The organism is Kitasatospora sp. UYEF31 (assembly GCF_057291755.1).
In genome coordinates this window covers 1-10,595 of sequence record NZ_JBXAWK010000105.1, presented here as the reverse complement: position 1 = coordinate 10,595, position 10,595 = coordinate 1, and the positions used below count along the sequence as shown (strand labels likewise).

Below are 10,595 nucleotides of genomic sequence, written 5' to 3'. Positions count from 1 at the left end.
GGTCCAGGTCGAAGCTGTACGGATCTTCCGTCAGCAGCAGCGGACTTACGACCTGACGGTCGAGGGCATCCACACGTACTATGTGCTGGCGGGGGCCACGCCGGTCCTGGTCCACAATTGCAATCTCTCGGCACGGGCGAGTGAAATTCATGCCGCCGAGCCGGATGAATTCGTTCGCAAGAACGTGAGCACGGTGGCTGTAATCAGGGCGGACACTCCGCATGGTCCGATCAACGTCGTTGCCGGATCTGGTGATGGCTTGACCCCCGCACAGATGTCCGCCATCGGTAAGGGTGAGATTGTCGCCGACAACATCCCAGGCACTCACGCGGAACAGAATGCCCTGCTCTTCATTAACGAAATGGGATGGACTCCCATTTCGGGAGGGACTTCTCGTAATGTCTGCCTGGGTAGGTGTGCTCCGCTCATCCGGGGCACTGGCGGTAAGATGATGGGTGAGGTGTACCCGGGAAGTGGTAAAACTACAACTCGCCAGAGGAGTTTTGAGTGGTAGTCGATGAGGCTGTTGCGGCGACCCTTCGGGGACAGTCGCAGGCTCAGGTTGCAACCTTCGTGGCTGGATGCGCCGAGCGGATGGCGCAGGTGTTCACGGGGCTGTGCGGAGTCGATCCCGCGCGGAATGGCGACTCCGATGTCGTTGTCCAGCTTCTGGAGAATCTTTGGGATCCTGAAATCCCGGCAGATTCGTTCCGTGCTTCGGTGGAGTCCCTGGAGGGTTTCCGGGAGCTTGAACCGTCTGACGAGGAGATCATCGACGTAGCAGGTATCTACTCCTTCTACGCGGTGCTGGCGATGAGGTACGCAGCCCTCTATCGATCCAGCGGCGACGTTGAAGATGCCCTCAAGTGTGCACATTCATGCCTGACGGCGATGGGGCAATTGGACCAGAACCTTTCAGATGCCGAACTCTTCGCCCAGGAGGCAGAATGTCAGCAACGCACAGCTTCCGCGCCCCCTTTGGATGCTTTGAGATCTGATTTGCTCCCGCAGCTGAGGCAAGGCGATCGAATCATTAGTCGCGAGCGTCTGCTGGCAATTCAGAGTCGATTTACGCACTGAGCTATACGGTAATTCAGGAGCCCCACCGAGGCGAATTCTCGGTGGGGCTCCTGCGCGTTGACGGCAGTAGTTGACGGCAACGTCAGCGGACAGGCGTTGCGAAAGGCGCCGGGTCGTCCCCGTCATCGGGCCGGTTGGTGGTCGCTGTGGGGCTGTGGAGTGTGCGGCCGAGGAGGTCGATGGCGTTGCGCTGGAGGCGGAGTCTGACGTGGGCGTAGACGGTGGCGGTGACGCCGATGTGGGCGTGGCCGAGGAGTTCTTTGATCACGACGAGTTCGACGCCTTGCTCCAGGAGGAGCGTGGCGGTGGAGTGCCGTAGGTCGTGGAAGCGAATCCGGCGGAGCCCTGCCCGGTCGAGGAGGGCGCGGAAGCTGCGATTGAGGTTCGCGGGATCGATCGGCCCTCCTGCCGGCGTGCTGAAGACGAGGCCGTTGTCCTTCCAGTCCTCCGCTGCCGCCTCTCGTTCTCCTTCCTGTACCTCACGGTGTTCCTTGAATGTGCGGATGCACTCGTTGGGGAGGGCGATGCGTCGTTCGGATGCGCAGGTCTTGGTCGGCAGGGCGGTGAGTCCGCCGGTCTGCGTGCGCTGGAGGGTGCGTCGGATGCTGGCAGTGCCTGTCTGGAGGTCGAGGTCCTCCCACTGGAGGCCGAGGAGTTCGCCCTTGCGGAGTCCGGTTCGGAGGGCGAGTTCGTAGAGCGCGAACAGGCGGTCAGTGCGGACAGCGGCGAGGAACTGGCGGGCTTCATCTGCCGTGAGCGGTTCGAACCGACGGGGGCGCGGCGTACCCGTGCGGACGTTGCGGGCGACATTGCGCGCGATCTCCTCCTCACGTACGGCGTGCTCCAGAGCGGACTTCAGCACGGAGTGGATGTACGCCAGCGTCAGCGGGGAGAGCCTCTTGGAGCAGCACGCCCCAGCGGCGCAGCATCGGGGCTGGTCGCGGTGGGCGTCGATGTTGCGGGTGCAGCACTGGCAGGTGGTGCGGAGCTGGTTGAGCCAGGTGCGGACGTCCTTGGCGGTGAGTTTGGCGAGCTTCTTCTTGCCCAGGCCGGGGATGAGGTACCGGTGGGCGCAGGTGGTGTAGCGGGTGTGGGTGTTCTCGCGGAGGTGGTGGACGGCAACGTTCTCCAGCCAGTACGTCAGGTACGCGCTGACGCTGCCCTGCGCGGACGGAACGGGGACGCCACGGTTGCTGGCAGCGATCTTCTCGGTGAGTTTGGACAGGGCTTCCGTGCGGGTGGTGCCGTAGACGCGGATGCGCTTGCGGGTGTTGCCTGGGGCGAGGACGTAGCCGGCGGCTTCCCAGCGTCCGTCTTTGCGCTGGTAGACGGTTCCGTCGCCGTTGGCGCGGACGCGGCGGGAGGGGACGGCTTCGCGGGGCGCGGTCATCAGGCGGCGGCTTCCTGGTCGAGGCGGGCGTGGATGAAGTCGGTGAGGGAGCGGGCGGGGATACGGCGGGCGCGGCCGAGGGTGATCGAGGCGAGCTTCCGGGTGCGGAGCAGGTCGTAGACAGCAGAGCGGCCGAGCTGGAGGCGTGCCATGACCTGGGGGACGGTCAGCAGTTCCTGCGACGCACTTGGCGCCAGGTGGGGCGCGGTGGGCTGGTCTGAGGTCATCAGCAGCCCTCTTCCGCTATGAACTGCCGTTCCAGTTCCCTGCGGTGCCAGACGTCGGCAGCGAGGAGTTCGGCGCCGGGGCTGTAACCCGATCCGTGGTAGGCCCAGTGGCCGACGACGAGGGTGGTCGTCGGGTCGAGGTCGGGGAGGCCGGCGTGGGCGCGGGCCTGTTCGGTGCGCCAGGCGCGGCGGGCGGCGCGCAGCGCGCCGAGGGTGACGGAGTAGCAGCGGGACTTGGTGGAGAAGTGGCCGCGGAAGCCGAGCATGTGTGCCCACTTCCAGAGCTTGAGGTCGGCGAACTCTGGCAGCTTGCCGAGATCCCAGCTGGTGCGGATCATCTGCCGAATGTGCCGGGCCACGGCGAGCCGGGGCAGGGGCCGGGTCTGTCCGGTGCCGTTGCAGGCGGTGCACGGGAGCGGGGTTCCGTGGGGCAGGAGCGTTGCGCCGCGTCCTTGGCAGGGGCGGCAGAACAGAGCGCGGTCGAGGGTGCCCGCGGTGTCTGCGGACTTGGCCACGTAGGCGGCAACTGCCTGATCTGTCAGTTCGTCGTCGGTGCCGAAGGCGGCGATCTCGCGTACGTCGAGCTGTTCTCCCCAGGCGAGTTCGCGTTCCCCGATCGCGTCCGATACCACCGTTACACGTACGCGGGCGGCAGCAGCCCGGATGGCGTCGGCGAGCAGGGCGACGGTGGCGGACGGCGGAGGGGGCTGGCTGTTGCCGTCCGGGCCGTCGAGGCGGATCACGGCGTGGAAGTGGACCAGGCCGCGCTTTTGGTACTCGGCGACCTTGGCGAAGGAGACCCGCAGCACGGCACGGGCGGCCTTCTGGGTCATGCCGAGCCGGGCGGCGATCTCACGGCGCAGGTAGATCGTGAAACGTGCCCACAGGGCGGAGGCATAGGCGTTGAAAAGGACCGCGCCCGCGTAGTCATATCTCGCCGGGTGCAGCGGCGTGCCGAGCAGCGCGTCCGTGTGTTCGTGGAGCTTGCCGCAGCGGCAGGGGCGAACGTCCCCGCCGGGAGTGGTGGGGCGGTTGTGGACGGGGCCGAATGAGGGTGCGGTGAGGGTGGCGAAGACACGGGGGTGGCTGCGGACGGTTTCGGGGACGGTCTTGCCGCCGGTCAGGCCGGCGCGGATGAGGTGGTAGGTGTCGGCGGCGTAGAGGCGGGAGCAGGCGGGGCAGCGGGAGGCGCGGCGGTTGCCGCATGCGGTGAGCAGGCTGCCCGTGGGCTCGTCGGACGTGGTGTAGGAGCGCAGTACCTCACCGGTCGTGGTGTCGACGGTAGCGCTCTGGCCGGTCAGGCGTACGGGTTCGGTGCAGCCGCCGAGGCGTTCGATCTGCTGCTGTGCGCGGTCGAAGTCGGGGCTGTTGACGAGGTGGAGCAGGTCCCGTACGGCGGGGCTTGCCACGTGGCGCAGGTCCAGGGTGACCATTCGGGGCGTGTCCCTTCTGTCGGGTGGGGCGGCCCCGAGCAGCAACCAGTCAGGCGAGGAGGCGTGTTGGTGCTGCTCGGGGCATGGCGAACCAGCCCGAGGGAGCGGGCGTGGGGTTGAGCGAGGGGGATGCGGCCGGTGAGGGCCGGGGCTCAGAGCTGAGCGAGTGCGGCAGTGGCCACCGGCAGGGCGACGCCCATGCGGGTCCCCAACTGGGCTGCTGTGATCGGCGCTTCGTACTCTGCGCGGTGGGTGTCCGCGATGCGCCGGGCCGCGTTCAGCAGGGCGGCCGGCAGCGCCGGGCCGGCGGCGGAGTGAGCCGTCTTGGTGATGGCGGCCGGAGCCGGGATGGGCTTCGGCTCTTCGACCGGCGAGGCGGCGGTGACCGGGACGGGGACCGTGGGTGCTGATTCGGGTGCGGATGCCTCGTCGGGCACCGGCTCGGAGAGAGGAGCGGCAATTTCCTCCGGGTGCGGGGCGGGGGCGATGGGTGTGTGGAACTGGGCGAGGAAGGCGGGGCCGACGTGGCCCCAGCCGAGGAGCAGGAGCGGGGCGACGGTGTCCAGGCAGGCCCGGCCGTAGCGTCCGGCCAGCAGTGGTTCGGCGGTGTTCAGGGCGAGGGTGAGCAGCCCGCACAGGTGCAGCAGCCGGGTACCGGCCATCAACTCCGCCTTGGGAACGCCGCGCAGGGCCAGGAATCGCAGGGCGACCAGGAGTCCGACAACGGACAGGTCCACCATCGGCGCGATCAGCGGGGCGATCGGGTGCGGAACACCGAGGCGCAGGGCGAGTGCCCAGACGTTGCCGAAGGAGAAGACGAAGGCCAGGGCCGCGATGACCGCCATGACCACGGTCACGGTGCGCCGGGTGAATCGCTCCTCCGCCATGATCTCAACCCCCTTTCTCGCGTGAGCTGTTCGGGATCACTTGGTGAGTGAGGGCACGGGTGTTGCCGTCCGGCTGGTCGAGCGGAGAAGGGCGCCCAGGCACAGATCCGGGTCGGCGGTCAGGTGCGAGGTCTCCTCGGCGACGCGGGCGGCGTCGGTGTCGGAGACGTAGGGGGTGCGGATGCGGGTGTAGCCGGGGCGGCCCTGCATCGCCATGACCGCGACGCCGACGTAGGTGGGGTCCTGCAAGGTGACCGGGCTGGCGTCGGGCCAGTTGCGGATGTCGTCACCGAGCGCGGCCACCGCGGCTTCCACTGTCTTCTGGGCGAAGGAGAGTCCGATGGGGCACACGTCGCGGATGAAGGTGGGGATGGCGTCGCCGGTGGTCTTCTGGCTGATCAGGATCACCAGGATGCCGACGCTGCGGCCCTTCTTGACCAGGTCCTCCACCAGCCGGGCGTTCTCCGCCGTCAGTGCGGCAAGGCGCTTGGTGGTGGCGTCGCTGCCCTTGTACTCGCGGAAGTACGTGTGCGCCTCATCGATGATCAGGACCGTGAGCGGCCACTCCGGAGAGGGGCCGATGTGCCATATGTTCTTCACGCCCAGCACGTCCCGGATGGTCGCAGAGCGCCGCTTGCGCAGCTCCACCAGGCGCTTGAACAGCGCGTTCGCCTCGTCCAGGTCGTCACCGCAGAACGCGAACATCCGCTTGACCAGGTCCGCGTAGTCGCCCTCCGAAGCCCGCGACACCTTCCCGTCCGCACCTGCGATCTGCACGGCGGCGGAGGGTGCGAAGTCGCAGACGAACTTGTTGACCGCCGAGGTCTTGCCCGCACCCGGGACGCCGGCCACGGTCACCCCGGGCACATTGGCCAGGGACACGGACACCCGGGCGGCGTACTCGTCCACGCCAAGCTCCCAGCGCGTCAGGTCGGCGAGTGGTCGGCCGGTGGGCCTGTGTGTGGTGGGCGTGGTCAGCGGGTCGGAGCGCACGCCACGAATCACCACCCTGCCGGGGCCGTCCGGCAGCACGGAGACCCGCGTGCACCGCCAGGCGTCCGCCAGGAACCGCGCCGACTTCTGGTACTCCTCCAAACCGACCTGTGGCAGCGTGCGAGCCCGGACGATCACCCCGAACTGGTCGGGCTTGACCTTGATCTTCGGAGTCAGCACCCGAGGCGCGGGGACAGCACCGTCCTTCTGCGCGGTGATCTGCGCCAACAGGGTCGGGGTCTTGTCGGTGACCGTCAGCCCGGCCATCCGCGCGAGGCGTACCCAGCCCCAGCGGACCCGGATGGCCTGCCGCATGCTGACCCGCGTGCCCCGGTCGGCGCGCAGGTAGCGCACCGCCGTCACCAGCAAGCACACACCGACCAGCACCGTAGCGATCGGCAGCGCGTACGACGCGTATCCCGTCACGGCTTCCATGTCAGGCCCCCTCTTCGCGTATCAGGTGGAACACGTGGGTCAGGTCGAGGCGGGACGCCTGCTCCAGGTTCAGGCCGAGCAGATCGAGCACGGCGGCTGAGACGGCGAAGGTGGCCTTGCCCTCGGTCCCAGGCAGGGGGCGGAGCGGGGACAACTCCCGCTCCGGCGTGCGGTGTTCGAAGCGGGTCACTGGGTTGCCTCCACTGTCACCAGCTCCAGGCGGGCGGCGCGGTAGGCGACGCCGTCGGAGAGCTGGCCGTTGAAGATCCGAGCCCATGGGGTCGCGAACAGCTCCACCGGCCGCACCATCGCACCCGGCTTGAGCCCGGCCGCAAGGCCGGTCTCCGGGACGGTGATCTTCAGGACCTCGGCGCGGCCGTCCTCCATGAGCATCACGGTCACCGTGTACAGCGACGCGCCGGTCTCCCTGTCGGTGGCGACCTCCCCGGTCTGCTGGTCCTTGATCTTCAGCGCCGGTTCGGTGCCCGCGATGCACACCGCTGACGGCAGCAGGGCAACACGGATACGAGTCATGGCCATGCCATCACACCCCTTGTTCGGTGGAGTCGCTTGATCGACTCGCCATGACCTTAGCGGTACGCCCGCTACACGCGCAACGGTCGATTCGTATCGCTACGCCGATACGTCTGGAACGCCGAGGACACCCGGGTGTGCCATGAGCGCCGACGCCGATACCCTCGTGCCATGAAGCTGCCCCTGGGAGAGGACCCCCGGCCGCCGTACGTCCAGGCCGCCGACGTCCTGCGCGCCGCCATCCACGACGGCGAGCTACGCCCAGGCGAACGCCTCCCCGCCGCGCGCGAGCTGCAACGACGCTTCGGCATCGCCAGCTCCACGGTCCAAAACGCCCTGCGACTCCTCAAGCGCGAGGGACTGATCTACTCCGTCCTTGGCCGAGGCAGCTACGTCCGCACGCAGGAGACGCCGGCCGAAGGGGAGCCGGAGGCCGCAGCGGAAAGCGAGGGAACCGATCCCGGCGAGTCCGATCCCGCGTACACCGGTCTCGGTGATCTCCAGCGCGGATGGCAGACCGCCACCAGCCCCGCTGACGATCCCCGCCCCCCGTACGTGCGGACCGCGGACACGCTCCGCAAGCAGATCCAGGACGGTCGGCTCGCACCAGGCGCCAAGCTGCCGTCCGCCCGCGAACTGCAAGAACAGTTCGGCATCGCCAACTCCACCGCACAGAACGCCCTGCGGGTCCTCAAGGAGGAGGGGCTGATCTACTCCGTGCAGGGCCGGGGCGTGTTCGTTCACCAGCTCAGCCCGCGCGACCAGTTCCTCAAGCGCTACCACGAGGGGTTGGAGGAGGCGACGGCCCAGCAACGGGCGGACGAGGAGGCCGTACGGCTCAGCGGCAAGAGCGACGACGAAGTGGCCGCCGAACTCGCCGCCGCCGAAGAACGGTTCACCAAGGCCAGCGCCGAGTTCGAAGCCGCCACCACCCACCGCGACGCCATGCGCGCCGTCATGGAGCAACGCAAGCGCCTCAGCGGCAACTACACACCCGAGGAGAACGCCGCCAAGGTCCAGCGCCTGCACGACCGGCTGAACGAAAGCAGACGCCGACGCTGAACCGGCCACACCCGGCGGAGCGGCAGGACACGCAGTACCGGGTGAGCTGTTCAGAGTTTCTTTACTTGATCAAGGCGGTCCGCTGGCGCGGCCCGCGCGCGCTCCGGCCCTGCGGGGCCGCCGCCCGCTCCTGTCTCCGCCCCGCTTGTCGGCGGCCCCGCCGGTCCGGGCGCGCAACAGCCAGCAGCGGGGATTGTTCTGGGGGCTCTGCCCCAGGCCCCGGCCCTCTCTCCGAGGGGCGGGAGGCCCGAGTACGGGTGCGGGTCCGTCGTGGTGAGTGGTCGCGGGGCGCGGGAGGGGTCCCTCGTCGCCCGGTCACCGGAGGCGTACCAGGGTTCTCCGGGGGCCGCCAAGGCCAAGCGCAAGCGTCACCCGGTGAGCCTTGGCGGCCCCCGGAGAACCCTGGTACGGCGAAGCTGCCCGACCGACGAGGGACCCCTACCGCTCAGGCCCCGGTCTTGCCGGAGGCCCTGGCCCTGCGCTGTTCTGGCCGACGGCGGGCCCAACCCGGTACACAGCGTGGGTTACCGCCCCCGGGTGGGTATCTGCCGGATAAGCCCCCGGTTGATACGCCCTTCCGGCGTACCGTGGCGCTGGAGGTGGTGAGCTGATGATTACGGAACTGGCGGACAACGTCCGTAAGTACCGGCGTCGGGCCGGGATGAGCCAGGAAGAACTCGCCCACGTCGCAGGCGTGTCGCCTGGCACGGTACGCAAGGTCGAGCAGGGCGGAACGGTCCGCATGGAAACCCTTCACGCCCTGGCCCGCGCGCTGGGCGTGACCACCGGCGCGCTGATGGCGTCCGATGCCCCCGAACCCGTGGGCCGTGCAGAGGAGCCGAACCGGGTCAACCTGATCCAGCTTCGCGCCGTACTCACCCCGGCTGTCGGGCTCGTGGATCAGAACCCCGAAGCGGTGGGCGAGGAACCCAACCTGCGCGCCTTCAGCCGGACGGTGGCTGACGCGCGGGTCCTGTACTTCGCCGACAGCTACAAGAGCGTCGCGTCCCAACTGCCGGACCTGCTGCGTGATGCAGCGAGGGCCGTTGCCTACTACGGCAGTGGAGATGAGCACCGCCAGGCCCTGCTGGCCCGCGCGGAGGCGCTGCGCCTGGCTGGCACTTACCTCACGCAGGTGCGGCAGTACGACATTGCGTACACCGCCCTGGTCGGCGCGATCACGGATGCCCGGCAGGCCGGGGACATGCTCGCGGCGGGATCCGGCGTCGGCGGTATGTGCTGGCTGCTGGTGCGGCAGGGCCGGCTGGACGAGGCGGAGCGGATCGCCGCCCAGAGCATGGACGCGGTGGAACCGAAGATCACCGGGGCGGAACCGGACCACTACGCGGTCTGGGGCGGTCTGGCGATGGAGGCCGCAGCCGCGGCCGCCCGCAACAACCGTCCGGACGCGGCCAAGGAGTACCGGAAGGCAGCTCGGGTGGCGGCAGCCGCCGTCGGCACGTCGCACCGCAACGTCTCCCGGCACTGGTCCGTCTTCGGGCCGGTCACGGCGGCCATGAAGGCCCTCGAAGACTCCATGGTCGTAGGAGACGCGCGCGTCGTGGTGCGCAAGGCCGGGGAACAGGAGGAGTTGTCGCCCAAGGCGTGGAAACGCTTGGGCAGGCCCAGTACGAACGACGGGAACCGCTTCACCCTCGACGTGGCCCGCGCCCACACGCGCACAGGGGACCTGTCGGCCGCCATGGATGAGCTGACCCGAGCCCGGGAGGCGGCCCCGGAGTGGATGCGTCACCAGAACATGGCCGCCGAGACCATGCAGGAGATCCTGGGCAAGCGCAAGCGCACCCTCACGACGGAGATGCGGGAGATGGCCGGCTACCTGGGCGTCGTCGGATAGCTACCACGCAACGCGATACTTCTGGCACGCTCTGTCGACAACTGGCATGCCTCATCGATGGAGTGACGGACAGTAGCCCCCTACGGTCGCCGTATTCCATTCGGCTACCCAGGTGGGGGTGCACGGTGAGCACATCCAGGACCGACGCGGACCGTATGCGCCGCAGAGATCTGCACGACGCAGCGGCAGGCGTGACCGGTCCCCGCTTACTGCCATGGACCACTCAGGACGGAAACCCCTGCTACCTCAGCACCGATGGTAGGGGCTACCTCTCCTCGCTTGCCGACAGCATCGAAGAAGTACAACTCGACATGGGCGAGGAACTCCTGGGGTACGCCCGTCCGGTCGTGGCCCCCGGAGCCAAGATGCTGTCGGCCGTCGAGTACCGGTGGCTCGCCTGCCGGCTGACCGAAGCCCTGACCGACGCACTCCGGGTCGCCGAATCACGCGGCGACCGAATCCCCGCTTCGCCCGAGAGCCCCGGCACCTGACGGCAGTAGCGACGGCAACAACCACGGATTCAGACACACGGCCACGGACACCAGCGGAACCCTGAACCGCCACTGACCTGCATAAATGCAGGCGAGAGGGCCCTAACCAGCACACGTACTATGTGCTGGCGGGGGACACCCCGGTCCTGGTTCACAATTGTGGTCCTGGAGTTGCAACTGAAGACGATGCAATGCTCGCTCTCAA

12 protein-coding genes are annotated in these 10,595 nt (G+C 68.4%); 5 read left to right on the top strand and 7 right to left on the bottom strand.

Features of this window, described 5'->3' with window-relative positions:
• Positions 1 to 514, top strand: a 514-nt coding sequence (locus tag AC0Z36_RS28735; protein WP_485466006.1) for a hypothetical protein, incomplete at its 5' end; no start/stop codon positions are given.
• Positions 508 to 1,080 (top strand): hypothetical protein, encoded by a 573-nt coding sequence (locus AC0Z36_RS28730; protein ID WP_485466005.1) that lies wholly within the window; start codon positions 508 to 510, stop codon positions 1,078 to 1,080. The genes AC0Z36_RS28735 and AC0Z36_RS28730, both read left to right, overlap by 7 nt.
• A gap of 82 nt (positions 1,081 to 1,162) precedes the next feature.
• Here the strand turns inward: AC0Z36_RS28730 and AC0Z36_RS28725 are convergent, their stop codons facing one another.
• From AC0Z36_RS28725 to AC0Z36_RS28695, 7 genes are all read right to left on the bottom strand, one after another.
• Positions 1,163 to 2,470 (bottom strand): tyrosine-type recombinase/integrase, encoded by a 1,308-nt coding sequence (locus tag AC0Z36_RS28725; RefSeq protein ID WP_485466004.1) that lies wholly within the window; start codon positions 2,468 to 2,470, stop codon positions 1,163 to 1,165.
• On the bottom strand, positions 2,470 to 2,697 hold the full coding sequence (locus AC0Z36_RS28720) for a helix-turn-helix domain-containing protein (protein WP_485466003.1): 228 nt from the start codon (positions 2,695 to 2,697) through the stop codon (positions 2,470 to 2,472). The genes AC0Z36_RS28725 and AC0Z36_RS28720 overlap by 1 nt, the downstream gene beginning before the upstream one ends.
• On the bottom strand, positions 2,697 to 4,130 hold the full coding sequence (locus AC0Z36_RS28715) for a replication initiator (RefSeq protein WP_485466002.1): 1,434 nt from the start codon (positions 4,128 to 4,130) through the stop codon (positions 2,697 to 2,699). Before AC0Z36_RS28715 ends, AC0Z36_RS28720 begins: the two co-directional genes overlap by 1 nt.
• 152 nt (positions 4,131 to 4,282) lie before the next feature.
• A complete protein-coding gene (locus AC0Z36_RS28710) occupies positions 4,283 to 5,017 on the bottom strand; it encodes a DUF2637 domain-containing protein (RefSeq protein ID WP_485466001.1) in 735 nt (244 codons plus the stop codon).
• A 36-nt stretch (positions 5,018 to 5,053) separates the two neighbouring features.
• Complete coding sequence (locus AC0Z36_RS28705) at positions 5,054 to 6,445, bottom strand: FtsK/SpoIIIE domain-containing protein (protein ID WP_485466000.1); 1,392 nt, start codon at positions 6,443 to 6,445, stop codon at positions 5,054 to 5,056.
• 1 nt (position 6,446) lies between these two features.
• The gene (locus tag AC0Z36_RS28700; protein WP_485465999.1) at positions 6,447 to 6,635 is read right to left on the bottom strand and encodes a hypothetical protein; all 189 of its coding nucleotides are present in this window, start codon (positions 6,633 to 6,635) and stop codon (positions 6,447 to 6,449) included.
• On the bottom strand, positions 6,632 to 6,985 hold the full coding sequence (locus tag AC0Z36_RS28695) for an SCO3933 family regulatory protein (RefSeq protein WP_485465998.1): 354 nt from the start codon (positions 6,983 to 6,985) through the stop codon (positions 6,632 to 6,634). The genes AC0Z36_RS28700 and AC0Z36_RS28695 overlap by 4 nt, the downstream gene beginning before the upstream one ends.
• Positions 6,986 to 7,150: 165 nt before the next feature.
• Between AC0Z36_RS28695 and AC0Z36_RS28690 the strand changes: the two genes are divergently transcribed.
• The 3 genes from AC0Z36_RS28690 (at position 7,151) to AC0Z36_RS28680 (ending at position 10,390) form a co-directional block, all read left to right on the top strand.
• The gene (locus AC0Z36_RS28690; protein ID WP_485465997.1) at positions 7,151 to 8,041 is read left to right on the top strand and encodes a GntR family transcriptional regulator; all 891 of its coding nucleotides are present in this window, start codon (positions 7,151 to 7,153) and stop codon (positions 8,039 to 8,041) included.
• 610 nt (positions 8,042 to 8,651) lie between these two features.
• Complete coding sequence (locus AC0Z36_RS28685; protein ID WP_485465996.1) at positions 8,652 to 9,899, top strand: helix-turn-helix domain-containing protein; 1,248 nt, start codon at positions 8,652 to 8,654, stop codon at positions 9,897 to 9,899.
• A gap of 155 nt (positions 9,900 to 10,054) precedes the next feature.
• Entirely contained in the window at positions 10,055 to 10,390 is a 336-nt protein-coding gene (locus AC0Z36_RS28680) for a hypothetical protein (RefSeq protein ID WP_485466007.1), read from the top strand.
• Positions 10,391 to 10,595 lie beyond the last annotated feature (205 nt).

Excerpts from the sequence above, each read along its gene's own strand:
- AC0Z36_RS28710 (WP_485466001.1), bottom strand. The coding sequence starts at position 5,017 with ATGGCGGAGGAGCGATTCACCCGGCGCACCGTGACCGTGGTCATGGCG.
- AC0Z36_RS28720 (WP_485466003.1), bottom strand. The coding sequence starts at position 2,697 with ATGACCTCAGACCAGCCCACCGCGCCCCACCTGGCGCCAAGTGCGTCG.
- AC0Z36_RS28695 (WP_485465998.1), bottom strand. The coding sequence starts at position 6,985 with ATGGCCATGACTCGTATCCGTGTTGCCCTGCTGCCGTCAGCGGTGTGC.
- AC0Z36_RS28680 (WP_485466007.1), top strand. The coding sequence starts at position 10,055 with ATGCGCCGCAGAGATCTGCACGACGCAGCGGCAGGCGTGACCGGTCCC.
- AC0Z36_RS28725 (WP_485466004.1), bottom strand. The coding sequence starts at position 2,470 with ATGACCGCGCCCCGCGAAGCCGTCCCCTCCCGCCGCGTCCGCGCCAAC.
- AC0Z36_RS28715 (WP_485466002.1), bottom strand. The coding sequence starts at position 4,130 with ATGGTCACCCTGGACCTGCGCCACGTGGCAAGCCCCGCCGTACGGGAC.
- AC0Z36_RS28705 (WP_485466000.1), bottom strand. The coding sequence starts at position 6,445 with ATGGAAGCCGTGACGGGATACGCGTCGTACGCGCTGCCGATCGCTACG.
- AC0Z36_RS28685 (WP_485465996.1), top strand. The coding sequence starts at position 8,652 with ATGATTACGGAACTGGCGGACAACGTCCGTAAGTACCGGCGTCGGGCC.
- AC0Z36_RS28690 (WP_485465997.1), top strand. The coding sequence starts at position 7,151 with ATGAAGCTGCCCCTGGGAGAGGACCCCCGGCCGCCGTACGTCCAGGCC.